At 73.8% G+C, this 24,421-nt stretch carries 20 protein-coding genes; 11 read left to right on the plus strand and 9 right to left on the minus strand.

Annotation, left to right across the window (positions count from 1 at the left end; translation table 11 throughout):
* Positions 1-267: 267 nt before the first annotated feature.
* From GA0070560_RS12270 to GA0070560_RS12280, 3 genes are all read left to right on the plus strand, one after another.
* Positions 268-1,002 (plus strand): LPXTG cell wall anchor domain-containing protein, encoded by a 735-nt coding sequence (locus tag GA0070560_RS12270; RefSeq protein ID WP_091295130.1) that lies wholly within the window; start codon positions 268-270, stop codon positions 1,000-1,002.
* Positions 1,003-1,408: 406 nt separating this feature from the next.
* Positions 1,409-2,974, plus strand: a complete 1,566-nt coding sequence (locus GA0070560_RS12275; RefSeq protein WP_091295133.1) for an aldehyde dehydrogenase family protein — start codon at positions 1,409-1,411, stop codon at positions 2,972-2,974.
* Between the two features lie 161 nt (positions 2,975-3,135).
* Positions 3,136-3,426: a VOC family protein gene (locus GA0070560_RS12280; protein WP_245675488.1), complete on the plus strand. Its 291-nt coding sequence runs from the start codon at positions 3,136-3,138 to the stop codon at positions 3,424-3,426.
* 186 nt (positions 3,427-3,612) lie between these two features.
* On the opposite strand, the gene GA0070560_RS12285 is transcribed toward GA0070560_RS12280, so the two are convergent.
* Both GA0070560_RS12285 and GA0070560_RS12290 read right to left on the minus strand, forming a co-directional pair.
* Positions 3,613-4,716 (minus strand): GNAT family N-acetyltransferase, encoded by a 1,104-nt coding sequence (locus tag GA0070560_RS12285; protein ID WP_091295136.1) that lies wholly within the window; start codon positions 4,714-4,716, stop codon positions 3,613-3,615.
* A 90-nt stretch (positions 4,717-4,806) separates the two neighbouring features.
* A complete protein-coding gene (locus tag GA0070560_RS12290) occupies positions 4,807-5,508 on the minus strand; it encodes an ACT domain-containing protein (RefSeq protein WP_091295139.1) in 702 nt (233 codons plus the stop codon).
* A gap of 149 nt (positions 5,509-5,657) precedes the next feature.
* Here GA0070560_RS12290 and GA0070560_RS12295 point away from each other — a divergent pair, with 149 nt between their 5' ends.
* Positions 5,658-6,803, plus strand: coding sequence for a phosphotransferase family protein (locus tag GA0070560_RS12295; RefSeq protein WP_091295142.1), 1,146 nt, complete (start codon positions 5,658-5,660; stop codon positions 6,801-6,803).
* 105 nt (positions 6,804-6,908) lie between these two features.
* Here the strand turns inward: GA0070560_RS12295 and GA0070560_RS12300 are convergent, their stop codons facing one another.
* The 6 genes from GA0070560_RS12300 to GA0070560_RS12325 all read right to left on the minus strand — a co-directional run bounded on the left by GA0070560_RS12300 (position 6,909) and on the right by GA0070560_RS12325 (position 13,477).
* A complete protein-coding gene (locus GA0070560_RS12300; protein ID WP_091295146.1) occupies positions 6,909-7,955 on the minus strand; it encodes a LacI family DNA-binding transcriptional regulator in 1,047 nt (348 codons plus the stop codon).
* 89 nt (positions 7,956-8,044) lie between these two features.
* On the minus strand, positions 8,045-9,478 hold the full coding sequence (locus GA0070560_RS12305) for a GH1 family beta-glucosidase (RefSeq protein WP_091295150.1): 1,434 nt from the start codon (positions 9,476-9,478) through the stop codon (positions 8,045-8,047).
* Complete coding sequence (locus GA0070560_RS12310; RefSeq protein WP_091295153.1) at positions 9,475-10,317, minus strand: carbohydrate ABC transporter permease; 843 nt, start codon at positions 10,315-10,317, stop codon at positions 9,475-9,477. The genes GA0070560_RS12305 and GA0070560_RS12310 overlap by 4 nt, the downstream gene beginning before the upstream one ends.
* A gap of 10 nt (positions 10,318-10,327) precedes the next feature.
* Positions 10,328-11,296, minus strand: coding sequence for a carbohydrate ABC transporter permease (locus GA0070560_RS12315; RefSeq protein ID WP_091295156.1), 969 nt, complete (start codon positions 11,294-11,296; stop codon positions 10,328-10,330).
* Positions 11,297-11,409: 113 nt separating this feature from the next.
* The gene (locus GA0070560_RS12320; RefSeq protein WP_091295158.1) at positions 11,410-12,702 is read right to left on the minus strand and encodes an ABC transporter substrate-binding protein; all 1,293 of its coding nucleotides are present in this window, start codon (positions 12,700-12,702) and stop codon (positions 11,410-11,412) included.
* Positions 12,703-12,931: 229 nt separating this feature from the next.
* Complete coding sequence (locus tag GA0070560_RS12325; protein WP_091295160.1) at positions 12,932-13,477, minus strand: plasmid pRiA4b ORF-3 family protein; 546 nt, start codon at positions 13,475-13,477, stop codon at positions 12,932-12,934.
* Positions 13,478-13,627: 150 nt separating this feature from the next.
* On the opposite strand from GA0070560_RS12325, the gene GA0070560_RS12330 reads away from it, so the two are divergent.
* Entirely contained in the window at positions 13,628-14,371 is a 744-nt protein-coding gene (locus GA0070560_RS12330; protein WP_091295164.1) for a pyrimidine reductase family protein, read from the plus strand.
* Positions 14,372-14,635: 264 nt separating this feature from the next.
* Entirely contained in the window at positions 14,636-15,034 is a 399-nt protein-coding gene (locus GA0070560_RS12335; RefSeq protein ID WP_091295167.1) for a DUF7144 family membrane protein, read from the plus strand.
* Positions 15,035-15,105: 71 nt separating this feature from the next.
* Here GA0070560_RS12335 and GA0070560_RS12340 read toward each other — a convergent pair whose 3' ends face one another.
* A complete protein-coding gene (locus tag GA0070560_RS12340) occupies positions 15,106-16,737 on the minus strand; it encodes a hypothetical protein (protein ID WP_245675489.1) in 1,632 nt (543 codons plus the stop codon).
* Between the two features lie 323 nt (positions 16,738-17,060).
* Here GA0070560_RS12340 and GA0070560_RS12345 point away from each other — a divergent pair, with 323 nt between their 5' ends.
* From GA0070560_RS12345 to GA0070560_RS12365, 5 genes are all read left to right on the plus strand, one after another.
* On the plus strand, positions 17,061-18,809 hold the full coding sequence (locus GA0070560_RS12345; protein WP_091295170.1) for an ATP-binding protein: 1,749 nt from the start codon (positions 17,061-17,063) through the stop codon (positions 18,807-18,809).
* 12 nt (positions 18,810-18,821) lie between these two features.
* The gene (locus GA0070560_RS12350) at positions 18,822-19,970 is read left to right on the plus strand and encodes an exonuclease SbcCD subunit D (protein WP_091295174.1); all 1,149 of its coding nucleotides are present in this window, start codon (positions 18,822-18,824) and stop codon (positions 19,968-19,970) included.
* Positions 19,970-22,444 carry an AAA family ATPase gene (locus tag GA0070560_RS12355; protein ID WP_091295177.1) on the plus strand — a complete coding sequence of 825 codons (2,475 nt, stop codon included), beginning with the start codon at positions 19,970-19,972 and terminating at the stop codon, positions 22,442-22,444. Before GA0070560_RS12350 ends, GA0070560_RS12355 begins: the two co-directional genes overlap by 1 nt.
* 73 nt (positions 22,445-22,517) lie before the next feature.
* Positions 22,518-23,486, plus strand: a complete 969-nt coding sequence (locus tag GA0070560_RS12360) for a hypothetical protein (protein WP_091295180.1) — start codon at positions 22,518-22,520, stop codon at positions 23,484-23,486.
* Positions 23,486-24,343, plus strand: a complete 858-nt coding sequence (locus GA0070560_RS12365) for a spermidine synthase (protein WP_091295184.1) — start codon at positions 23,486-23,488, stop codon at positions 24,341-24,343. The genes GA0070560_RS12360 and GA0070560_RS12365 overlap by 1 nt, the downstream gene beginning before the upstream one ends.
* Positions 24,344-24,421 lie beyond the last annotated feature (78 nt).

Consider the following 24,421-nt stretch of genomic DNA (forward strand, 5'->3'; position numbering starts at 1 on the left):
TCCAGAAGAGGCTCGGGAGCGCTCCCATGGATGTTCGACAATGTAATCTGGACCTCACCGGTTTGTGAAGGCCGCAGCACGCCGGACGCAGCGTCGGATGCGCCGTAGGTGTTACAGCGACACGCCGTCCACAGCGTCTCGACCGACCGGATTCTCGGAATGTCTCCGGCACGTCGTCCCAGCTCAGGCCGATCGTCCGATGCCGCAGGCGACTGCCACTCGTGAGATCATGTGCCGTCCCCTCTACCGATCTCGGAGGATTTCCTCATGCCACAGCGTCGGCACGTGGCGCGCGCGGCCTTCAGCGCGGCTGCCGCCACGGCCTGCCTCGCCCTCGCCACCCCGGCTTGGGCGTCGAGCACCATCCCGCTGCACACCGACCACAAGGGTTCGACGGCGGCGGACTTCCCCACCCAGATCTGCGGTGACGAGCGCTTCGAAGGCCGCGCCGCCAACCAGGACGGCTGGCACTTCGTACTGCCCGGCGGCAAGGAGTCCGGCAGCTTCGAGACGCTCACCCTGACCTACACCGACGGCATCACCGAGGTCGAGATCAAGGTTCCGGACGCCTCGGACGCCTACCCCGACTTCCTCTACTCCGCCGGCGGCCAGGACTCGCGCGTCATCCACGCCTACGTCTTCACCCCGGCGGGCTGGACCCTGGTCGACGGCAGCGCCATGATCAGCGGCGAGGCGGAGAAGTTCAACCTGAGCCACACCTGCCCCGGCACCCCGTCGCAGAGCCCGAGCCCGACGCCGTCGACCACCGCGTCGCCGAGCCCGTCGACCTCGACCTCCCCCACCCCCGGCGAGTCGAACACCCCGAGCGAGTCGACCTCCCCGTCCGCGAGCACCGGCGGTTCCGGCGGCAGCGACGGCGAGCTGCCGCTGACCGGCGTGGCAACCACGGGCATCGCCGTGACCGGCCTCGTGCTGATCGGTGGCGGTGTCGCGCTGACCGCGCTGCGGCGTCGTCGCGACCGGATCACCTTCACCAGCTGACCGCACACCGCGACACCACCGGCCGTCGGAGCATCCCGCTCCGGCGGCCGGTTCGCGTTCCGCGGCGGTCGGGACGGTGGGCCCCACCCGCCCTCGCCGAACCCTTCCGTCGAGGACGCACGTCACCGACCGGACGACCCCCGGTGCCGTACTGACCGGTAACCCTCGCCGACGACAAGCAGGCATTCATCACACCATCGACGATCCTCGATTGCTGATGGGCGTATGCGCAGCTCAGCACTCCTGCGCCAGGCTCAACAAACGGCGCAATGGACGGTAGAGAGCACCATTCGCGTCCTGACATACGAACGTACTGTTGCCGCCCCGTTCAGCCGCGCGCGACAGTACGCCACACCAGCGGTGCCATCGACGCCGCCGCTTTCCCCGGTCGACTGAGGAGAACGCGATGGCTCTACGACTCGCCGACGGCACCGCCTGGTCCGACACCCTCGCCCGCGCGGTGGCCGCCGTGCCGGAGGCCTTCGGGCCCGAGGCGGACGGCGTCACCACGCTGCACAACCTGCTCTCCGGCGAGTGGCGGGCGGCCGGCGCCCCGAGCCCGGTACGCACCCCGATCGACAGCACCGTCCTGGTCAACATCGCCCGACTCGACGCCGACACCGCCCGCGCCGCGGTCTCCCAGGCCGCTGCCGCGCACCGCGACTGGGCCGCCACCCCGCTCGCCGAGCGCAAGGCCCGCGTCACCGACGCCCTGGACGCCCTCACCGCGCACCGTGACCTGCTCGCCCTGCTGCTGGTCTGGGAGATCGGCAAGCCCTGGCGGCTGGCCTGCGCCGACGTGGACCGCGCCCTGGACGGCGTCCGCTGGTACGTCGAGGAGATCGACCGGATGCTCGCCGACGGGCGGGAGCCGCTGCCCGGCCCGGTCAGCAACATCGCCTCCTGGAACTACCCGATGAGCGTGCTGGTCCACGCCGAACTGGTGCAACTGCTCGCCGGCAACGCGGTGATCGCCAAGACCCCCTCGCAGGGCGGCGCGGTCTGCCTGACCGTGGCGCACGCGCTGATGCGCCGCGCCGGGCTGCCCGCCACGCTGCTCTCCGGCAGCGGCGAGGAGCTCTCCGAGGTCCTGGTCCGGGCGCCCGAGATCGGCGCGGTGGCGTTCGTCGGCGGACGCTCCAACGGCGGCAAGGTCGCCGCGGCGCTGCTCGACACCGACAAGCGGCACTTCATCGAGCAGGAGGGGCTCAACGCCTGGGGCGTGTGGAACTTCTCCCAGTGGGACACGCTCGCCGCGCACCTGAAGAAGGGCTTCGAGTACGGCAAGCAGCGCTGCACCGCGTACCCGCGCTTCGTCGTCCAGCGCGACCTGGTGGACGAGTTCCTGGACATGTACCTGCCGGTGGTGCGCTCCGTCCGGTTCGGACACCCGCTCGCCGTCGGCGCGGACTGGCGGGCCGGTGACCCGCTGCCCGAGCTGGACTTCGGCCCGCTGATCAGCGCCGCCAAGGCCGAGGAGCTGCGCCGCAAGGTCGAGGACGCGGTCCGTCACGGCGCGGTGCCGCTGCACCGCGGCAAGCTCGACGGAGCGCCCTTCCTCGACGGGCAGGACACCTCCGCGTACGTCGCGCCGGCGGTGCTGCTGGCCCCGCCCGGCCGGTCCCGACTGATGCACGCCGAGCCGTTCGGCCCGGTCGACACCATCGTCGTGGTGGACACCACCGACGAACTGCTGGCCGCGATGAACGCCTCCAACGGCGCGCTGGTGGCCTCGCTCGCCTGCGACGACGAGGAGTTGGCCGGCAAGCTCGCGGTCGACCTGCAGGCGTTCAAGGTGGGCATCAACAAGCCCCGCTCGCGAGGCGACCGGGACGAGCCGTTCGGCGGCCGGGGCGCCTCCTGGAAGGGCGCCTTCGTCGGCGGCGACCTGCTGGTGCAGGCGGTCACCCAGGGCGGCGACGGCCGACTCTACGGCAACTTCCCGGACTACAGCAGCTACCCGGCGACCTGATCCCGGGGCGGCTGGCACCCGCTGATGTCGATGACCGGTCAAATCTCCCCGGGCGTCACCGACGACCGTCGCGCCGGCCGATGCTGGGCCGCCGCGCTCGGCTACGTACGACGACCGCCCCGCTACGTCGGCGACGGCGACGGCGACGGCGACGGCGACGAGTGGATCGTCGTCGAACCGCCGCCCGGCATGCCCGGCGCGGCGATCGCGATGGACATCAGCCAGAGCCCCCGGAGGAGTTCCCCCGCGTCCACCTGGACCTGGACGCGGGGGGACGGGGTCTCGACGAGGAGGTCGAGCGGCTGGTGGGGCTGGGCGCGCGGCGGGTCGACTGGCGGCACTGTCCCACCGAGCCGGAGCCCGGCCAGCGGCCGTACGTCGTCCTGGCCGACCCGGAGGGGAACCGGTTCTGCGTCTCCGGGCACCGGCGCGCCGGCGCCCACTTCGGCTGACCCCGGCCCGGGCAGGGCCCCCGCACCGGCCCTTCCCGGGCGCCCGCCGGAGAGCACCGGGGACTCGGCCGTTGTCATACCGTCGCCGGCGGCGTCGGGTGAGGTGGACCCGTCACCCGACGCCGGGTGGTCACGGACCGGCGTCGCCCCGCCCGCCGCAGCGGCGGCACGCGCCGTCGGGTCGTCTCAACCCGGCCGGTCCGCGCGGGCGGTCGCGTCGGCCTGCCGGGGCGGCCCGACCCGGCCCGCCGACGCGACGCGGGCGGCCAGCGGCACCGTCACGGTCAGCAGGGAGCCGTCCCGCTCGACCGGGGTCGACCGGCCCAGCCGGCGTACGGTGCGCAGCATCGGGGCGTTCTCCGCCTGGACGTGCAGCAGCACGGCGGCGTACCCGGCCCGGTCGGCGTGGCCCAGCAGCCGGCGCAGCAGCGCCGAGCCGAGACCGCGCCGCTGCCAGTCGTCCCGGACCAGCAGGGCCGCCTCGGCCTCGTCCCCCTCACCGAGGAGGTTCGCCATCGCGACGACCGACTCCGCCGCCCCGCCGGAGCCGGGGACCGTCGCGACCAGGGTGACCCCCCGGGCCGGGTCCAGCAGCCGGCGCAGCCGGCCCGGCGACGGGCTCGCCGCCCCGCTCAGGTAACGCCGCTGCCGGCTGCGCGCCGAGCACGCCTCGTGCAGCTCCACCACGCCGGCCAGGTCGTCCACGGTCGCCGGGCGGACGACCGTCTCGGACGAGTCGGGCAGCACCAGGGTCACCCGGTCGGCGTCCCGGCGGGCGACGCCGACCGCCAGCTCGACCAGCGCCTGCGCCCGGGCGTACTCGGCCGGGGTGAAGCTCGGCTCCCGCCGGCGCAGCTCGTACGAGCCGCCGCTCGGGTCGGCGAGCAGCATGGTCGACGCGCCGACCCCACCGCTCGGGCCGGCCGGCGTCGCCCGCCAGGTCACCTCGTCCGCGCCGAGCAGGGCGCGCAGCGCCTCCCCGGTCGCCTCCGGGTCCCGCACCAGCCGGGTCGCCAGCCCGAGCACCCGGGTCGGCTGGTCCACCAGGCCACGCGCCTCGCTGCGCGCCACCCAGCAGTTCCGCCCCCGGCCCCGCTCCACGGCGGCGACCAGGTCCGCCTCGCCGAGCGCGTCCGGCGCGTCGACGAGGAAGTCGTCGACCGCCCCCGCCTCGGTGGTGTGCACCTGCACGGTGAGGATGTTGACCCCGCGCAGGGCGAGACTCGCCGTGAGCACCGACAGGTAACCCGGCCGGTCGTCCACCGTCGCCCGGATCCGCCACAACGCCATGTCCACACTCCCTTCCCCGCTACGACACTGCCGGGCGGCTGTTGCCACGGCGTTGCCCGGCGGTGACGCCCCGGGAACCGTTGGCCCGGCTCAGGTGACGCTGGTCACCGACGGTGGGCCGACCAGGTCGAGCCGGTCGCCGAGGATCACCGCGCCGGCCCGGACGAGCTGGGCCAGCCGGTCCACCTCCGTGGAGTGGAAGGCGGCGGCGGTGAGCGGCTCGGTGTGGTCCCGCGCGACGACCAGCACCAGACCGGCCCGCCCGAACGGCGCGACCGCGTAGTGGCTGCCGTCGACGCCGGTCGACGCCCGGGCCCGCAGCGGGGTCACCTCGGGCAGCCGGGGCGGTTCGGGCGTCCGCCAGCTGGCGTGCCCGACGGTCGCCGTCCCGCCGCCGCTGCGCGAGGCCCAGTCCAGCGGCACCACCGCGGCCACCGCCCAGTCGGCGGCGAGCAGCCCGGGCACCGCGTCGACCAGGGTGGCGACCCCGTCGGTGGGGTTCGCGGCGACCTGGGCGAGCAGTTCGGCGTCCTGACCGGTGGTGGTCGGCGCGCCGATCGCCCGCCACACCCCGTCGACGCGTACTCCCGGGATGGCGGCCAGACCGGCCAGCAGCCGTTCCACCCGGGCGGCTCCCGGCCAGACGACGGTGAAGTCGTCCACGGCCCGCCCGCCGAGCCGTTCCAGGACGACGACCTGGACGATGTCGGCGCCGGATACGCCGAGCGTGCGGGCCACCTGGCCGAGCGTGCCGGGTCGGTCCGGCAGGGTCACCCGAACTCTCAGCAACATGTCAGTCCCTCCGCTCGGCGGGCCGGCCGGGACGGCCGGCAGGCTGGGCACCAGCCTGCCGGTTGACCATTTCGCCCCCGTTTCGCTGGCATGTCCCGAGCGGAAAATCCGACCTTGACAACAAAGCTGAGCTGCCATCAACTATTCGGATGACCGATCCGGCCGTCGACGCGCTCCGGCCTGGGAGTTCTCCGGCCTCCCCCGCCACGTCCCCCACCGATCCCCCGGCCGCCGGGGCGGACGCCGCCGGCGCGCGGGGCGGCTCCCCGAAGGGGCTGGACCTCGACCGGCTCGCCGCCCACCTGGCCACCCACCGGCCCGAGCTGGCCGCCGCGCCGCTGACCGCCACCCTGATCGCCGGCGGCAAGTCCAACCTGACCTACCTGCTGCGCTCCGGCGGGCACGAGGTGGTGCTACGCCGCCCGCCGCTCGGCCATGTGCTGGCCACCGCGCACGACATGGCCCGCGAGTTCCGGGTGATCTCGGCGCTGACGCCGACCGCGGTGCCGGTCCCCGCCGCCCTGCTGCACTGCGACGACCCGGACGTCATCGGCGCGCCCTTCTACCTGATGGAGCGGGTCCCCGGCGAGGTGTTCCGCAGCCGCGCCCAGACCGACCCGCTCGGCGACGCGCGACGACGCGAGCTGGCCATGGCGATGATGGACACCCTCGCCGCGCTGCACAGCGTCGACCCGGCCGAGGTGGGGCTGGCGGACTTCGGCCGCCCCGAGGGCTACCTCGGCCGGCAGGTGCGCCGCTGGGCCGGGCAGCTCGACCGCTCCCGCAGCCGCCCGCTGCCCGGCATCGACGAGCTGCGTGACCTGCTGGCCGGCAGCGTCCCGGAGGGGGCGAACGCCGGGCGGATCGTGCACGGTGACTACCGGCTGGACAACCTCCTCGCCACCGTCGACCCGGTCTCGGTACGCGCCGTGCTCGACTGGGAGATGGCCACCCTGGGCGACCCGCTGGCCGACCTGGGGCTGCTGCTGACCTACTGGGACGTGCTCGGCGACAGCGACCTCGCCGCCGGCAACCCGGTCGCCGACGGGATCGGCCCGCGCGCCGGCTTTCCCACCGGGGCGGAGCTGATCGAGCGCTACGCCGGGCGCAGCGACGTCGACGTCGGGCCGTTGCACTGGCACGTGGCGCTCGGCTGCTTCAAGCTCGCGGTGATCTGCGAGGGCATCCACTACCGGCACACCCTCGGGCAGACCCTCGGTGCGGGCTTCGACCGGATCGGCGAGATGGTCGCGCCGCTGGTCGGGCACGGCCTGCACGCGGTCGGGAAGAAATGACGGAGCTCGGGTACGAGGTGACCGGGCCGCGCCGCCGGTCCGCCTCTGCCTGAGCCGCCCGCGGGGACCGCCGCCCGCCGGGTGACCCCGGCCACCCGCGCCCCGTCAGGCGGAGGCGCGGTGGATGAGCTGGGTGTCGAGCAGGATGTGCGGGCTGAGGATCTCGTCACCCCGGATGCGGGCCACCAGCAGTCGCGCCATCTGCCGGCCCATCTCCTCCACCGGCTGGAAGACCGTGGTCAACGGCGGATCGGCCTGCCGGGCGACCGGAGCGTCGTCGAAGCCGATCACCGCCACGTCCTCCGGCACCCGGCGGCCCGCCTCGCGCAGCGTCCTCAACGCGCCGAACGCCATCAGGTCGGAGGCGACGAAGACGGCGTCCAGGTCGGGGCAGACCTCCAGCAGCCGGCGCATACCGGCCGCGCCGCTGCCCTCGCTGAAGTCCCCGTACGCGATCATGCGGGGGTCGACCTCGGCCCCGGCGGCCCGCACGGCGTCCCGGTAGCCGGCGAGGCGGGCCAGGCCGGCGCCCATGTCCTGCGGACCGGCAATGGTGGCGATCCGCCGCCGCCCCCGGCGGGCCAGGTGCTCGACCGCCTGCCGGGCGCCGCCGACGTTGTCCACGTCGACGAACCAGGAGGGCCGGGCCCCGGGCTGGAGCATGCGTGCCGGCCGGCCGCCGAGCACGGTGGGCAGGCCCCGCTCCTCCAGCAGCGTGGGCAGCGGGTCGGAGTCGTGCAGCGAGAGCAGCAGGACGCCGTCGACGTGCTGGTTGGTCAGGTGGTGCTCGACCCGTTCCCGCTCGATCGGGGACTGCACCATGGCGAGCCAGAGCTGCAACGGCGTCTCCAGCAGCCCGGAGCTGACGCCTCGGACGATGCCGGCGAAGAACGGCTCGGTGAAGACCCGCTCCCCCGACTCGGAGACCACCAGCGCCACCGAGTCGGTCCGCTGGGTGACCAGGGCCCGGGCGGCACGGTTCGGGACGTACCCCAGCTCGGCGATCGCCTGTTGCACGGCGGCCCGGGCCTCCGGGCTGACCTGGGGTGAGCCGTTGACCACCCGGGAGACCGTGCCGCGGCCGACACCCGCGCGGGCGGCGACCGCGTCGAGTGTCGGGCGCCCGAGCGACCGGGTGCGCTGCGTTGTCATCGTCTGCTCCTCCGACGTCGGGCGGGCCCGCCACCACCCCGGGGAGGGGGTACGGGGGCGGGACCGCCCGGAATGCTGCTGGCCTTCGCCTATTGTGCGGCCAGACCGTTGCGTCGGATCACCTCGGCGTACCACCTGGCGCTGGACTTGGGGATACGGGCCTGGGTGTCGTAGTCGACCCAGACCATCCCGAACCGCTTGGTGTAACCCCAGGCCCATTCGAAATTATCCATCAGCGACCAGGCGAAGTAGCCCCGCAGGGGTACCCCGGCCTCGATCGCCTCGTGCGAAGCCCGCAGGTGGGCGTCGAAGTAGCCGAGCCGGTCGACGTCGTCGACCCGCCCGTCCACCACCGTGTCGACGAAGGCGGAGCCGTTCTCGGTGACGTACAGCGGGAGGTCGGTGTACTCCTCGTGCACCCGGCGCAGCGTCTCCACCAGACCCGGGGCGTCGATCTCCCAGTCCATGTCGGTGACCGGCACGCCACGGGTGACGAACCGGACGTCCTCGCTGCCCGGCCAGCACGAAGGGGCCCGCCAGTACTTCTCCGGCTCGGCCCCCTCGACCGGGGCGGCCACCACGTGCCGGCTGTAGTAGTTGACGCCGACCAGGTCCAGGGGGGTGGAGATGACCGCCAGGTCGCCGTCGCGGACGTGCCCGAAGTCGGTGACCTCCCGCAGGTCGCCGGCGAGGTCGGCCGGGTACGACCCGCGCAGCACCGGGTCGAGGAAGAACCGGTTGGCCAGCGCGTCGATCCGGCGGGCGGCGTCGACGTCGCCGGGGGCGTCGCTGGCCGGGGTGACCGGGTACAGGTTGACCGTGATGCCGAGCTGTGCCTGCGGCCGGCTGGCGCGCAGCGCCTGCACCGCGAGGCCGTGCCCGAGCATCAGGTGGTGGCCGGCGCGGACCGCGTCCGCCCCGTCCGAGCGGCCGGGGGCGTGCACGCCCGAGCCGTAGCCGAGGAACGCCGAGCACCACGGCTCGTTGAGCGTGGTCCAGTACTTCACCCGGTCGCCGAGGGCGTCGGCGACGAGTTGGGCGTAGTCGGCGAAGCGGCCCGCGGTGTCCCGGGCCGGCCAGCCCCCGGCGTCCTCCAACGGCTGGGGCAGGTCCCAGTGGTAGAGGGTCAGCCAGGGCTCGATCCCGTTCGCCAGCAGTTCGTCGACGAGTCGCCGGTAGAAGTCCAGGCCCTCGGCGTTGGCCGGGCCCGAGCCGCCCGGCTGCACCCGCGGCCAGGACACCGAGAACCGGTACGACTTCAGGCCCAGGTCGGCCATCAGCCGGACGTCGTCGGGCATCCGGTGGTAGTGGTCGCAGGCCACGTCCCCGGTGTGCCCGGCGACCACCCGCCCTTCGGTGTGGCTGAACGTGTCCCAGATCGACGGGGCACGGCCACCCTCGGTGGCCGCCCCCTCGATCTGGTACGCGGCGGTCGCCGCGCCCCACAGGAAGCCGGGCGGGAAGGTCAGTTCCGGCCCCTGGTCGAGTACGCCGACTGCGGGCGGATGGCTCGGGTTGCTCACGACTTGACGGCACCTTCCATGATCCCGCCGATGATCTGGCGGCCGAACAGGATGAACACGATCACCAACGGCACTGTGCCGACGGCGGTCGCGGCGAACACCTGCGAGTAGTCGGTGTAGTAGGCGTACGAGAGGAACGCCAGCGACACCTGCAGGGTCGGGTTCTCGGGGGTGAGCACGGCGTACGGCCACAGGTAGGAGTTCCAGGTCTCCATGAAGGTGAGCAGGCCGAGCACGGCGGCGGCCGGGCGCAGCGCGGGCAGCACGATGTTCCAGTAGATCCGGAAGGTGCTGGCCCCGTCGACCCGGCCCGCCTCGATCAGCTCGTCGGAGATGGCCTGGATGGCGTACTGCCGCATCATGAACACGCCGAACGCGCTGACCAGGAAGGGCACGGTCACCGCGTAGAGGGTGTCGTACCAGCCGAAGTCCTGGATCATGCCCCAGAGCGGGATGAGGCCGAGCTGGGTCGGGATCATCATGGTCACGATGATCGCCAGCAGCAGGATGTTGCGGCCCCGGAAGCGCAGCTTGGCGAAGGCGAAGCCGGCCAGCGAGCCGGTGATCACCACGGAGACGGTCACCACCGTGGAGACGATCAGCGAGTTGACCAGACCGGTGAGGAAGTTCGCCGCCTCGTTGTCGAGCGCCCGGCCGAAGTTGTCGCCGAACGAGCCGGCCGGGGTGATCGGCGGGGGCACGTCGTTGATCGAGTCCAGGCTGCGGGTGGCGATGACCACCATGTAGTAGAAGGGGTAGATCGAGAAGAGCACCGCCAGCACGAGGGCCACGTACATCAGCGGGCTGGTGCGCCAGAGGCGCTGGGAAGCCGAGTTCACGGGTCGCTCCTCACTTGACCGTACGGCGGACGAGCAGGAAGTTCACCAGTGAGACCAGGGCGATCATCACGAACATCGCCCAGGCCACCGCGGCGCCGTACCCGGCGGTGTTCAGGTTCTCGATGCCCAGTTCGTACATGTACATCGCCAGCGTCTGGAACTCGCGCTGGTCCCCACCGATGATGTTGCCGTTGGCGAAGACGAGCGGCTCGGTGAAGAGCTGGAGCCCACCGATGGTGGAGAGGGTGACCACGAAGACGAAGGTCGGGGTGAGCATCGGCAGGGTGATCCGCCAGAACTGCTTCCACTGGCTGGCCCCATCGATCGCCGCCGCCTCGTAGAGGTCCTTCGGGATCGCCTGCATGCCGGCGAGCAGGATCAGCGTGTTGTAGCCGGTCCAGCGCCAGTTGACCATGGACGAGATGGCGGTCCAGGAGCTCCACTTCTGCGCGTCCCAGTCGACCGGGTCGACGCCGACCAGGCCGAGCAGCCAGTTGAACAGGCCGAAGTCGCGCTGGAAGAGCATGCCGAAGACGATCGCCACGGCGGCGACGGAGACCACGTTCGGCATGAAGATGGCCATCCGGAAGAACGTGCGGGCGCGCAGGAACGTGCGGTTGAGCAGGGTCGCCAGGAAGAGCGCCAGCAGCAGCTGCGGGACGGTCGACAGCAGGAAGATGCCGAACGTGTTGACCGTGGCGTTCCAGAAGTACTCGTCGGTGAAGAGCCGGGTGTAGTTGTCGAACCCGATGAAGCTGTGCTCGCCGATGAGGTTCCAGTCGTGCAGCGACATCCAGGCGGTACGGAGCATCGGGTAGAGCCCGAAGATCGAGAACAGCACGAAGAACGGGGCGATGTAGAGGTACGGGGAGACCTTGAGGTCGAGGCGGTTGAGCGTCAACGCCCGGCTCCGGCGCCGGGTGGGAGGAGGCGGCGGCGCGGCCGGTGACGGCGGCGCGCTCGTGGCCGACAGGCTCATGGGGTGTCCTTTCCCGGCGCCGGCGGGGCCGGTGAGGCGGGCGGTACGTGGAACGGGACGCCGCCGGTGGCGCCCGGGAGACCCGGACGCCACCGCCGGTGGTGGATCAGTGCTCAGAAGGCGCCCTGGGTCTTGGCGTCCTTGGTGAACTGCTCCCAGGCCTTGTCCTTGGACGACTGCCCGCTCTCGTACGACCGCAGCGCCGGCTCGAAGGCGTTCTCCTTCACCGCCTGGTGCTTCGGGCCGAGGTGCAGCGGCTGGATCTTGGCGACGCTGTCACCGAAGATCTTGCCGGTCGGCGCGTTGTTGAAGTACTCGTTGGTGTAGGCGAGGAACTCCGGGTTCTTCAGCGCCTCCAGGTTGGTCGGCAGCGGGCCCTTGGCCTTGAACGCCGCCACCTGGTTCTGCGCGTTGGTCAGGTACTCGGCGAGCTTCGCCGCCTCCTTCGGGTGCTTGCTCTGGGTCGGCACGGCGAGCCAGGAGCCGCCCCAGTTGCCCGCGCCGCCGGGGACCGGCGCCACGTCCCACTTGCCCTTGTTCTCCGGCCCGGAGTTCTCCTGGACGATGCCGAGCATCCAGGACGGGCAGAAGGTCGCCGCGAAGGTGCCCTGCTTGAAGCCGGCGGACCACTCCGGCGACCAGGTGGCCGTCTCGGCGGTGATGTTGGCGTCGGCCATCGCGATCGCGGTGTCCCAGGCGGTCTTCACCGAGGCGCTGGTGTCGGCGATGACGTTGTCCTGCTTGTCGTAGAACAGGTCGCCGCCCTGCTGGAACATCACCGCGCTGGAGGCGGTGGTGACCGAGTCCAGCAGGCCCTTGCCGGTCGCGGCGCGGTACTTCTTGCCGGTCTCGATGAAGGCGTTCCAGTCCGGCCAGAGGGCCGCGACCTGGTCCCGCTCGGTCGGCAGCTTGGCCGCCTCGAAGAGGTCGCGGCGGTAGCAGACCGCCAGCGAGCCGACGTCGGTCGGCAGGCCGATCAGCCGGCCGTCCGGCGCCTTGCCGAGCTCCCACTTCCAGGGCAGGTAGTCCTTGCTGTGGTCGGACACCAGGGGGCCGAGGTCGGCCCAGTTCGCCGGGTTGGCCTTGAACTCGTTGAGGATGCCCTCCTCCAGGGCGACGACGTCCGCCGCGCCCTTGCCGGTGGCGAGCGCCCGCACGATCTTCGGGCGGTACTCGTTGAGCTGCGCGGTCTTGCGCAGCTCGACCTTGATGCCGGTGTCCTTCTCGTACTGCTTGACGATCTCGTCGTATCCGAACTCGCCGAAGGTGTCCACGACCAGCTTGGCGGGCTTGCCGCCGGACTCCGTGGCGTCGTCGTCGTTGCCGCAGGCCGCGAGACCGCCGATGGCGGTGACTGCGGCCAGGGCGGCGGCCGCAAGGCGGGTACGCCGCGTGGTGACGCTCATCCTGACCCCTCTTTCAGTGGTGAGGCTGGGTTTGGGTGTGGTGGGGGGTGCTGTTCGCGCTCCCGCGCCGGGCCGGCCGGCGGGCGGCTGCGGGGTGACCCGCAGCACGCTCATGGGAACGCTCCCATGAGATTGCCGGGGCATGACAGGGGTGTCAATAGACCGTTGGGAGCGTTCCCAGATCGTTACCGCCGATGGCGGTTCCCGCGCTCCGGGTGGTGCCGGCGGTTCAGCAGAAGCGGCGCAGCAGCGTGCTGGCGCGGCCCGGGTCGAAGACCTCCGGGTCGAAGCCGGGCCCGGCCCACTCCCACATCGCCTCGTGCTCGGGATGCGTCGGATCGGCGAGCGCGCTCAGCAGCACGGCGTAGCCGGCCGGGCCACCGACGTCCTCCGGCGGGCAGGCCCGCGCCCCGTCGAGGCAGACCGGGTAGCGCTCGACCTCCTCGGCGGTGAGTACGTCCTCGACCACGAGGTCGTGCTCCCACCAGTCGCCGAAGTCGTAGGTGTAGCGCAACCGGCCGCCCTTGCCGACCACCGCGTCGAGGCGGCTGTCCAGTTCGTCGCGCAGCGACAGCTCGCCGTCCGGGTCGGGTTCGCCGTACCGCGTGCCGTCGATCTCGAACGAGTGCAGGTGGCAGTCCCGCCACCCCATGGCGTGCTGCACCACCCGGTGCAGCCGGTCCAGGGTGTAACCACCGGGGACCAGCACCCGCCGCCAGACCGGCGGGCGCACCCCGGCGAGGGACATCTTCAGCTGGAAGATCTGACGTGGCATGCTGCCCCCTCCTCCCACCGCATAGGCTGCCGGCATGATCTGCCGAGCCTGCCGGGACCGGCGGCACGACCGCTGCCCCGGCCGGAAGTGGTGCGACTGTCAGCACCGTACCCCCGGACCCACCCCTCCGGTCACCGGTCCGGCCGGCGAATGAGCGGCGAGATGTCGATCCGCCGGATCTGGCCGGCGCCCGCCTCCCCGCCGTTGGACGACGCGGAGCTGACCGCGCTCTACGGCCGCGCCGAGGGTCCTCACCTGCGGGTGAACTTCGTGGCCAGCCTAGACGGCGCGGTGACCCTCCAGGGCTACTCCGCCGGGCTCTCCGGCGAGCCGGACAAGCGGGTCTTCGGCCTGCTCCGGATGCTCTGCGACGGGCTGGTGGTGGCCGCCGGCACGCTGCGGCACGAGGGCTACCGGGCGGTGCGGCTGAGCGAACCGCGCCGGGCCTGGCGGCGGGAGCACGGCCTGGCCGAGTACCCCACCCTGGTGGTGGTCTCCGGCTCCCTGGGGCTCGACCCGGCCCAGGCCGCGTTCGCCGGCGCGCCGGTCCGGCCGGTCGTGCTGACCCGGGTCGACGCGCAGGCGCCACCCGGGCTGGCCGAGGTGGCGGAGGTGGTGCGCTGCGGCGACGACCGGGTCGACCTCGCCGCCGGCCTGGCCGAGCTGCGTCGCCGCGGTCTCGACCAGCTGCTCTGCGAGGGCGGTCCGCACCTGTTCGGCGCGCTCACCGCCGCCGACCTGGTGGACGAGGTCTGCCTCACCGTCGCCCCGCTGCTGGCGGGGGCCGGCCCGGGCCGGATCACCGCCGGCGAGCCGAGCCCCCCGCGTGACCTGCCGCTACGGCACGTGCTGGCAGCCGGCGACGGAAGCCTGATGCTGCGTTACACCCGCTGAACACCAGCACGGCGAAGGACCTGCGCGGACAGCCCGCGAAGCCCGGCGGCCCACGTCGAAACCCCATAGCCTGGAGTCACCGGTCCTGCCCGATCGACCGACCGGAACGGGGCAGCCACGGAACGTGGGCGCGGTGAGGAGCAGATGAGCGCGGAGGGTGGGGCCGATCCACCGGCCGCCGGGCGCGGACCCGGTGCCGGGGCGCCGCAGGATCGCGGCGGGCGGCGGAGAACGGGCCGGCCCGACAGGGCGGCCGGGACCGTCGTGGAGAACCGCCGTCCGGCGCTGCTGGCCGGCGCGCTGGTGGGCGCCGCCGGCCTGCTGGACTTCCTCGCCGGCTTCGCGACGACACGCGCCGAGCCGTACGTGGTCATGACCAACCGGGAGATGGTCCACCTGCACACCGCCGCCTGGGGCAGGCTGCACCTGCTCATCGGCCTCGCGGCCCTGGTCGCCGGGCTGGTGATCGCCCTGGGGCCGCGCTGGGCCACGGTGCTCGGCCTCGGCGCGGTCGCCGCCGGTTCGGTGGCCGACCTGTTGTTCCTGCCCTACGATCCGCTGCGCGAGCTGCTCGCGGTGGGCTTCGAGATCGCCGCCGTGGTGGTCCTGGTCCGAAACCGGCGTCTCCCGGGTGGCCGGCCCGGGCGGCGGACCCGCGCCTGAACCGCCGTCGCGACCACGGGTGCGAGACGGCGGTCGACCCCGCCGAGCTGAGCGCCGGGCCTGGCGGCCGGTCAGCCGGACTCGCAGATCCGGCCGGTGAGCGCCGGGTCGGCCTGGTCGGAACCGCGCCACACCGGATTGACGGACAACAGCAGCGGCGGCGCCTGCCAGCCGGCGGCGAGGCGCTGGAACGGAGCGTACTCACTGCGCCGCAGGCTCACCGCCTCCCCGGAGAGGGTGTCCACCAGCCGGTCCTGAGCCACCGCCCGACCGATGACGCCGCCGTGGAAGGCCGGTATCTGGAAGACCGGCACCCGGGTGTACTCGCCCGGGGGCGCCTCGGCGGCGGTGACCGTCGGCAGGAAGGCCACGATGCGCACTCCGGGGACCTCGCAGAGCGAACGGTTGCGGTAGAAGGGCGCGTTGTCGAGGATCGACCGGACGAACGGCTCATCCGGATCGTCCTTGGTCTGCTTGGTCGCACTGGCCAGGGCGAAGATGCCGCGCAGCCCCCAGCCGGTGACCACGCCCCAGCCGGTCGACTCGCCGGGCGGCGGGTAGTAGGCGCGGCCCGGCTGGACGAGCGGGCTGAACAGCAGCGCGGTGTCCACCGCCGGGTGCCGCCGGATCTCCAGGAAGGTCCGCACCACCATGGCTCCTTCGCTCTGTCCCACCAGGGCCACCCGCCGGCCGGTCCGCCGGTGCAGCGCGTCGACGTGCGCGGCGAGCACCTCGGCGCTGGTCTGCAACGACTGCTGGGTGTCCGTCGGCGCGTACGGCAGGGGACGCTCCTGGTCGTCCAGACCGCGGTAGGAGAAGCGCTCGACGTTGCGGTCGGCCGCCGGTTCGCCGGCGTAGGACGAGCCGTAGCCGGCGAGCACGATCACCGCGTGGTCGACGGTGCCGGGCAGGGTCTCGCTGAGCACCGGCGGGCGCCACGGGCGGCGGACGCCCGCGGAGATGCCGATGACGTTCTGTGCGACGAAGGCCGCGACGAAGACACCGACCACGGCCACCGGCGCCACCGGCACCCGCGCCCAGCGGACGCGTGCCGGCCGGACGGCAGCGCGCACGGTCCGCTGCCAGAGCAACCCGTTGGCCGCTCCGGCCACCGCGGCCGCCGGCACGACCAGCCAGCCGATGCCGCTGGAGGTGACGGCGCCGGCGACGGTGAGGACGGCGAAGTTGAGCAGCGTCCAGCCGGTCAGCTCGATCGTGGGCAGCCCCCGCCACCACTGCCGCACCACACCGGCCCGCTGCAGGAACGGGGAGAGCAGCAACAGCGGGAGCAGCGAGGCGAGCAGGTACCAGGACAACGACACGCCCGCGGCGGCCACGGCGAGCATCGCCCAGGGTGAGATGATCATGACGACCAGTGCCGAGATCCGCACGTTGCGCCAGATCAGCCACCGCAGCGAGGGAGCTGTGCCGTCGGGCCAGGCCAGCATGATCAGCACGGCGGTGAGCACACCCCGAGCCACCACCACGGCCACCAGGCCGACGGCGAATCCCAGCCACGAGTCGTGGTAGACCAGCAGCCAGCGCAGATCGTGGTACGTGTCGTACGGCCAGACGGCGGTGACCTGGGGGGTCAGTCCGAGCGCGGCCCGGAAGCTCAGGGCGGCGAGGATCAACGCCTCCACCGCCGGCAGTCCGGCGGCGATGGCCAGCAGCGCCACGGACCGGGTACGGGCGTTCTGCAACCCACTGCACCTCCTCACCGGCACCCGGGGCTTCGCAAGCAGGATCACCCCTGGCCACGGTCACCGCAGCAGGTTCAGCGGAATCGGCCGCACGGAGCAGGCGCCGGCGACGCGGAGGGCGGCCACGGGCGGGCCACTGGCGAAGGCCCCGAGCCGGGCGTCGACTTTCCCACCACTCTGCGTACACGATCTACTCCGGACCGGCCGGGCCGGGCGGGGACGCGGGTGGCGTCCGCCGCGTCGCGTGGCGGTGTGTCGTACCCCTCGGGCAGGATGCAGGGCGTGCGCCCTGACCGAGACGAGCAGCTGACCGGAGCCCTCCGATGACCGACGACCTGCTCGACGGCCCGGGCGAGGCGGTCGGCCGCGTGCTCGGCACCGCAGACGCCACCCCGCTGACCTTCTGGACGGCCGTCTCCCCCGGCAGCTACCTCCAGCTCGACGACGTGGTGGTCACCCGCCGCGAGCTGCCCGACCGGGAGCCGGTGACCATCGCCGGAGTGGTCACCCAGGTCCGGGCGCGGCACGAGGGCGCCCAGTTCGACTCGGACGTCTTCGCCATCGCCGACGGCACCCTCCCCGCCCAGGTGCAGGAGGCGGCCGAGGTCACCACCACCCGGGTCGACCCCGAGCTCTACGTGCCACCCACGCCGGGCGCGGCGGTGTTCCGGGCCGAGGGCGACGCCCGGGCCCGGGCGCTGCACTTCGACCGGATGGAACGGCGGATCCCGATGGGCATGGGGCGCGACGGCGTCCCGGTCTACCTCAACGCCGACTTCCTCGACGGCACCCGGGGCGCGCACGTCTCCATCTCCGGCATCTCCGGCGTGGCCACCAAGACCAGCTTCGCCACCTTCCTGCTCTACTCGGTCTTCCGCTCCGGGGTGCTCGGCGGCGACGCGGTCAACGCCAAGGCGTTGATCTTCAACGTCAAGGGCGAGGACCTGCTCTTCCTCGATCACCCCAACGCCCGGCTCGACGACCCCACCCGGGCGGCGTACGCGAAGCTCGGGCTGGACGCCGGCGCCTTCCCCGACGTGCGGGTGTACGCCCCGCCCCGGGTCGGCGACTCCTCCGGCACCCCCGACGTGAGCAGCCGGCTCACCGGCGTGGACAGCTTCTACTGGACGCTGAGCGAATTCTGCGCGGACCGGCTCCTGCCGTACGTCTTCGCCGACGCCGACGACGAACGCCAGCAGTACACGATGGTGGTCCACTCGGTCGCCGCCCACCTGGCGCGGTACGCCCAGCCCGCCGACGGCGGGGTGAGCATCGACGGGGTCCGGCTGGGGTCGTACGCCGACCTGGTCGACCACGTCGTCGAGCAGCTCAACGACGACGAGACCCGGGGCGACTGGGCGGGCGGCGCGGTCGGCCTGGGCACCGTCAACGCCTTCGCCCGCCGGCTGATCGGCAGCAAGAAGGACCTGGGCCGGCTGATCCGGGGCGACCTGGCCACCCGCCGCCCGCACAGCATCAACACCGCGGAGAGCGCCCAGGTCACCGTGGTCGACCTGCACAACCTGCCCGACCGCGCGCAGCGCTTCGTGGTCGGTGTGACGCTCAAGAGCGAGTTCGAGCGCAAGGAGAAGGCCGGCACCGCCAAGCCGCTGCTCTTCGTCGTCCTCGACGAGCTCAACAAGTACGCCCCGCGCGAGGGCTCCTCCCCGATCAAGGAGGTGCTGCTCGACATCGCCGAGCGGGGCCGGTCCCTCGGCGTGATCCTGGTCGGCGCGCAGCAGACGGCGAGCGAGGTGGAACGGCGGATCGTGACCAACTCGGCGATCCGGGTGGTCGGCCGGCTCGACCCGGCCGAGGCGTCCCGCCCGGAGTACGGCTTCCTCCCGCCGGCCCAGCGCCAGCGGGCGCTGCTGGCCAAGCCGGGCACCATGTTCGTCAACCAGCCGGACATCCCGGTCCCGCTCTGCCTGGAGTTCCCCTTCCCGGCGTGGGCGACCCGGGTCTCCGAGGCGGGCCGGCCGCCGTCGCAGACGCTGCGCTCGATCACCCAGTCGGCCGACCCGTTCGCCGTGGTCGGCTCGGGCTCGTCCGACGACGACATCCCGTTCTAGGGGCTGGTCAACATGAAGATCCTGCACACCTCGGACTGGCACGTCGGCAAGGTGCTCAAGGGCCAGTCCCGGGTCGACGAGCACAAGCAGGTGCTCGCCAACGTCATCGAGATCGCCGTCGCCGAACGTCCCGACCTGGTGATCGTCGCCGGCGACCTGTACGACACCGCCGCCCCGACGCCGGAGGCGACCCGGCTGGTCACCCGGGCGCTGACCGCGTTGCGGCGCACCGGGGCGGACGTGGTGGCGATCGGCGGCAACCACGACAACGGCCAGGCCCTCGACGCGCTGCGCCCCTGGGCCGAGGCCGCCGGCATCACCCTGCGCGGCAGCGTCCTGGCCAGTCCGGCCGAGCACGTCGTCGACGGGGTGACCCGCGACGGCGAACGCTGGCAGCTCGCCGCGCTGCCGTTCCTGTCCCAGCGGTACGCCGTGCGCGCGGTGGAGATGTACGAGCTGACCGCCGCCGAGGCGACCCAGACGTACGCCGACCACCTGGGCCGGGTGCTGACCCGGCTCACCGAGGGCTTCACCGAGCCGGACCGGGTGCACCTGGTCACCGCCCACCTGACCGTGGTCGGGGCGAGCACCGGCGGCGGCGAGCGGGACGCGCACACCGTGCTCGGCTACGCCGTCCCGGCGACGGTCTTCCCCGGCACCGCCCACTACGTGGCGCTGGGCCACCTGCACCGCTCGCAGCGGGTGAACGGGCCCTGCCCGGTGCGCTACAGCGGCAGCCCGATCGCGGTGGACTTCGGCGAGCAGGAGAACGTCCCCTCGGTGACGATGGTCGAGGTCACCGCCCGCACCGCCGCCCAGGTGCGGGAGGTGCCGGTGCCGGCGGCGGTGCCGTTGCGTACCGTCCGGGGCACCCTCGCCCAGCTCGCCGAGGCGACCCCGCCGGAGGGCTGGCTGCGGGTCTACGTCCGGGAGCAGCCCCGGGCCGGGCTGCGCGAGGAGGTGCAGGAGCTGCTCCCCCGCGCGCTGGAGATCCGGATCGACCCGGAGCTGGTGCCCGCGCCGGGCAGCGGGGCCCGGATGGCGCAGCGGGCCGGCCGTTCCCCACGCGAGCTCTTCGCCGACTACCTGGACAGCCGGGGCCACGACGACGACGGGGTGCGGGAACTCTTCGACGAGATCTTCGAGGAGGTGGATCGCTGATGCGCCCGATGCGGCTGGACATGGCGGGTTTCACCGTCTTCCGCGACGAGACCACCGTCGACTTCACCGACGCCGACTTCTTCGCGCTGGTCGGCCCGACCGGCTCCGGCAAGTCCACCGTGCTGGACGCGATCTGCTTCGCCCTGTACGGCACGGTGCCCCGTTGGGGCGGGGCCCGGGGGCTGGCCAACGCGCTCGCGCCGTCGGCCACCGAGGCCCGGGTCCGGCTGGTCTTCGAGTCCGCCGGGGACCGCTACGTCGCCACCCGGGTGGTCCGCCGCGACGGCCGGGGCAACGTCAAGACCGCCAACGCCGGGTTGCAGCTGATGCCGCCCGGCTTCGACGTCACCAAGCTCGACACCGGGCTGAGCCCGGAGGACCTGGGCGAGGTGGTCGCCGGCACCCCGGCCGAGATGGAGCAGGCGGTGCTGGCGGCGGTCGGGCTGCCGTACGAGCAGTTCACCTCCTGCGTGGTGCTGCCGCAGGGGCAGTTCGCCGACTTCCTGCACGCCAAGCCGGCCACCCGGCAGCAGATCCTGGTCAACCTGCTCGGCCTCGGCGTCTACGAGGACGTGCAGAAGCGCGCCACCGAGCGGGCCGGGCAGGCCGAGGCGAAGCTGGAGGCGGTCGACCGGATGCTCGCCGGGCTGACCGACGTCGACGACGCGGCGCTGGCCGCCGCCACCGCCCAGGTCGAGCGGATGCGGGAGCTGTCCGGGGCGGTCGCCGCCGCCGTACCCGAACGGGAGCGGGCGCGGGCGGCGGCGCAGGAGGCGACGGCGGCGCTGGCCGCCCTCGACGCCGATCTGGCCGGGCTGGCCGGGGTGCGCGCGCCGGACGGGGTGGCCGAGGTGGCCCGGGCGGTGGCCACCGCGCGGGCGGCGGCCGACGAGGCGTCGGCCGCGGTGGCGCTGGCCGAGGAGCGGGAGGAGAAGCTGCGCGGCGAACTGGCCGCCGCCGGGGACGAGAGCACCCTGCGGCTGCTGCTGCGGGGGCACGGCGACCGGGAGCGGCTGGCCGGTGAGGCCGAGACGGTCCGCGCGGCGGTCGGCGCGGCGCAGGCCGAGCACGACGCGGCGGTGGCGGCGCTGGCGACGGCCCGCGAGGCGGCGGCGCGGGCCGACGCCGACCTGGAGGCGGCGTTCCGCGCCCACGAGGAGGCGAAGGCCACCGACCAGGCGGTCGCGCTGCGGGCGCACCTGTCCGACGGCGCGACCTGCCCGGTCTGCGAGCAGACGGTGGCCCGGGTGCCGGCGGTGCCGGCGGGCTCGGCGGTGGCCGCGGCGACCGCCGCCGGCAAGGCCGCCCGGTCCGCCACGAAGGCCGCGCAGGCGTTGGTCCAGGAGCGGGACGCGGCCGCGCGGGACCTGGAACGGGTGCTGGTGCACGCCCGCGCCCGCGCCGACCAACTCTCGGCCCGACTGTCCGAGCTGGACGGCCAGCTCGCCGGGGCCGCCGCGCCGGCCGCGCTGCGCGCGGCGCTGGACGAGCACGCCCGGCTGCGCCGGGCCCTCGACGAGGCCGCGACGGCGGTGCGGGCCGGCCGCGACGCCGCCCGCCGGGCCAGGGGCGCGTCGGACACGGCGGAGGATCGGCTGCGCGCGGCCTGGCGGGGCTTCGACGCCGCCCGCGACGGGCTGGCCCGGTTCGGCCCGCCGGCCGCCGACCGGGACGACGTGGCGGGCGCCTGGGCCACCCTGGTCGGGTGGGCCGGCGAGCAGGTGCGGCAGCGGCGTACCGAGCGGGTCGGGCTGGCCGCGTCGGTGGTGGAGGCGGAGACGGCCGCCACGGCGGTCGAGGAACGGATCGCCGGGCTGCTCGCCACCGCCGGGCTGCCGCCCGACGACGACCCGGTGCGGGCCGTCGCGGTGGCGTCGGAGCGTGCCGAGGCGGAGCGGCGGCGGTTGCAGGAACGCCGCGAGCAGGCCGGTGAGCTGCGGGAACAGCGGGCCGAGCACGAACGGCGGGCACGTACCGCCCGGGCGCTGGCCGGGCACCTGCGGGCCAACAACTTCGAACGGTGGCTGCTCGCCGAGGCGCTGGACCTGCTGGTCGACGGGGCCTCCCGGATCCTGCGCGAACTCTCCCAGGGGCAGTACGACCTGGTCCACGACAAGGGCGAGTTCTTCGTGGTGGACCACCACGACGCGGGGCTGCGCCGGGCGGTGCGCACCCTCTCCGGCGGCGAGACGTTCCAGGCGTCGCTGGCCCTGGCCCTGGCGTTGTCCGAACAGCTCGCCGGAATGTCCACCACCGCGGCGAGCCTGGAGTCGATCGTGCTCGACGAGGGCTTCGGCACGCTCGACGCGGCCACCCTGGACACCGTGGCGGCAACCCTGGAGAGCCTGGCCGCCCGGGGCGACCGGATGGTCGGCGTGGTCACCCATGTGCCGGCCCTGGCCGAGCGGATCCCGGTCCGGTACGAGGTCCGCAAGGACGCCCGCACGGCCCGCGTCGAACGGACCGGGCTGTGACGGCGCGGCGGGGCGGTGTCGTGGCGGGCGGCGTCGGAGCGGCGGGCCGCCGGCCGGTGCGGACGGAGGCGACGTGACCGGGCCGCGGCTCTTCGTGGACGCCTGGGACCCGTCCTACGGCGCGTCCTTCGAGGCGGCCCCGGGCGGACCGGCCGCGCCGAGCAGCGCCCAGGTCGACGCGGACGTCGAACTGCCCGCGGTGGACTGGCGGGCGATCGGTCCCAGGCCGGGCCTGCGCGCACCGGACGTGGTGCTGCTCGTCGACGGGGTACGCCGGATCGACGCCAGCGTCTGGACCGCCGAGGACGACGGCGCCTCGTACCCCGGCGTCGCCGCCTCGTACGCGGCCGGGGTGGTCCGCTGCGACCTGGAGCGCGGCGCGGCGGAGCTGGCCGGGGCGAAGGTCGGGCGGGGCCTGTTCACCGCCAGCCCGTCGGCCGAGGAGGTGATCTGCGGGCGGGTGCGCTACCCGGTGCACCGGGTCGGCGGGGCGGGTGAGCTGAGCAAGCTGCCCACCGCCGTGCAGGCGCCGCTGACCGCCCTGGAGGTGGAGGTCTCCGACGCCGCCCGTACCGACGGGGATCTGCTCGTGGTGGACGGTCCGCTGCGCGCCCGCCGGCAGTTGCCGCGCACCCTCGGCTACATCAAGACCCAGCACAGCCAGTACCTCGACGCCCGGTTGACGGCCGTGGTGACCGGGCTGCGTCCGGGCGAGCGGTCGCCGGTGTTCCGCCTCGGCACCGCCTGGGGCGGCTGGTCGTGGTACCTGCGCCTGCCGGTCGCGGCGGGCGCGCCCTGGGCCGGCATCGTCCGGCTGGAGTGCTCGGCGGAGCTGCCGCCGCAGGAGGCGATCGCGCTGGCCGACCTGTCGCTGGTCACCCTGCCCCGGTTCGCCTCCTCGCCGTACAAGGACCCGCGCGCCCCGCAGAACCTGGTGCCGATCGCCGGGCTGGAGCGGCGGCTGCGCGCGCTGCTGGGCGACGCCCGGCTGCTGCACCGGGCGCTGACCGTGGCCACCCGGGGTCGCGGGGCGCGACGCTGATGGGCCGCCGCCGTGGCGACGACCGGGTCGTCGTGCCGGTCGACACCGGCCGGGCCGAGCTGGTGCCCGATCCGGACCGCCCCCGCTCGTGGACGCTGCTGCTGGACGGCGCGCCGCAGTCCCATGTGGATCTCGACGACCCGGCCCACCTGGAGTTCGAGTACGTCCGCCGGCTCGGCGCGGCGATCGACCTGCTCGCCCCAGCCGGCGCGCCGCTGCGGGTGCTGCACCTGGGCGGCGGTGCGCTGACCCTGCCCCGGTACGTGCAGTCCACCCGTCCGGGGTCCGCCCAGCGGGTGTCCGAGGTGGACGGCGCGCTGGTCGACCTGGTCCGTCGGGAGCTGCCCTGGGCGGCCGATCCCCGGCTGAAGGTACGGGTCGCCGACGCCCGCGCCACGCTGGCCGTCACCCGCGACGGCGCGTACGACGTGGTGGTCGCCGACGTCTTCGCCGGCGCCCGTACGCCCGCCCACCTGACCAGCCTGGAGTACGCCGCCGAGGTGGCCCGGGTGCTCGCCCCGTCGGGCTGGTACCTGGCGAACCTCGCCGACGGCCCGCCGCTGCGGCACGCCCGCGCCCAGGTCGCCACGGTGCGCCAGGTGCTGCCGCACGCCTGTCTGGTGGGCGACGCGGCGGTGCTGCGCGGGCGGCGGTACGGCAACCTGGTGCTGGTCGCCGGCCGGGTGCCGCCGCCGGTGCCGGAGCTGACCCGGCGCGCTGCCGGGGACTGGTTCCCCGGTCGGGTGGTGGCCGGCGCGGAGCTGGACCGGTTCGCCGGTGGTGTGCCGGTCGTCCACGACGCGGACGCCGTCGACTCCACTCCACCGCCGCCCGGAATTTTTTCGGTACGCCGTTGATCCGTCGGGCCGACCCGCACGTATCTTGGGGCGGCCCTCCCCGTGGGCCCGCTGATGTCGTTGGACAGCAGGAGGTCT

The sequence above is a fragment of the Micromonospora halophytica genome (assembly GCF_900090245.1).
Classification (GTDB): domain Bacteria; phylum Actinomycetota; class Actinomycetes; order Mycobacteriales; family Micromonosporaceae; genus Micromonospora; species Micromonospora halophytica.

What these genes read in the sequence shown, in the direction of transcription:
- GA0070560_RS12325 (WP_091295160.1), bottom strand. Translation starts at nt 13,477, where the DNA reads ATGCCACGTCAGATCTTCCAGCTGAAGATGTCCCTCGCCGGGGTGCGC.
- GA0070560_RS12365 (WP_091295184.1), top strand. Translation starts at nt 23,486, where the DNA reads ATGGGCCGCCGCCGTGGCGACGACCGGGTCGTCGTGCCGGTCGACACC.
- GA0070560_RS12270 (WP_091295130.1), top strand. Translation starts at nt 268, where the DNA reads ATGCCACAGCGTCGGCACGTGGCGCGCGCGGCCTTCAGCGCGGCTGCC.
- GA0070560_RS12275 (WP_091295133.1), top strand. Translation starts at nt 1,409, where the DNA reads ATGGCTCTACGACTCGCCGACGGCACCGCCTGGTCCGACACCCTCGCC.
- GA0070560_RS12330 (WP_091295164.1), top strand. Translation starts at nt 13,628, where the DNA reads ATGAGCGGCGAGATGTCGATCCGCCGGATCTGGCCGGCGCCCGCCTCC.
- GA0070560_RS12355 (WP_091295177.1), top strand. Translation starts at nt 19,970, where the DNA reads ATGCGCCCGATGCGGCTGGACATGGCGGGTTTCACCGTCTTCCGCGAC.
- GA0070560_RS12345 (WP_091295170.1), top strand. Translation starts at nt 17,061, where the DNA reads ATGACCGACGACCTGCTCGACGGCCCGGGCGAGGCGGTCGGCCGCGTG.
- GA0070560_RS12300 (WP_091295146.1), bottom strand. Translation starts at nt 7,955, where the DNA reads ATGACAACGCAGCGCACCCGGTCGCTCGGGCGCCCGACACTCGACGCG.
- GA0070560_RS12285 (WP_091295136.1), bottom strand. Translation starts at nt 4,716, where the DNA reads ATGGCGTTGTGGCGGATCCGGGCGACGGTGGACGACCGGCCGGGTTAC.
- GA0070560_RS12295 (WP_091295142.1), top strand. Translation starts at nt 5,658, where the DNA reads ATGACCGATCCGGCCGTCGACGCGCTCCGGCCTGGGAGTTCTCCGGCC.
- GA0070560_RS12290 (WP_091295139.1), bottom strand. Translation starts at nt 5,508, where the DNA reads ATGTTGCTGAGAGTTCGGGTGACCCTGCCGGACCGACCCGGCACGCTC.
- GA0070560_RS12350 (WP_091295174.1), top strand. Translation starts at nt 18,822, where the DNA reads ATGAAGATCCTGCACACCTCGGACTGGCACGTCGGCAAGGTGCTCAAG.
- GA0070560_RS12320 (WP_091295158.1), bottom strand. Translation starts at nt 12,702, where the DNA reads ATGAGCGTCACCACGCGGCGTACCCGCCTTGCGGCCGCCGCCCTGGCC.
- GA0070560_RS12315 (WP_091295156.1), bottom strand. Translation starts at nt 11,296, where the DNA reads ATGAGCCTGTCGGCCACGAGCGCGCCGCCGTCACCGGCCGCGCCGCCG.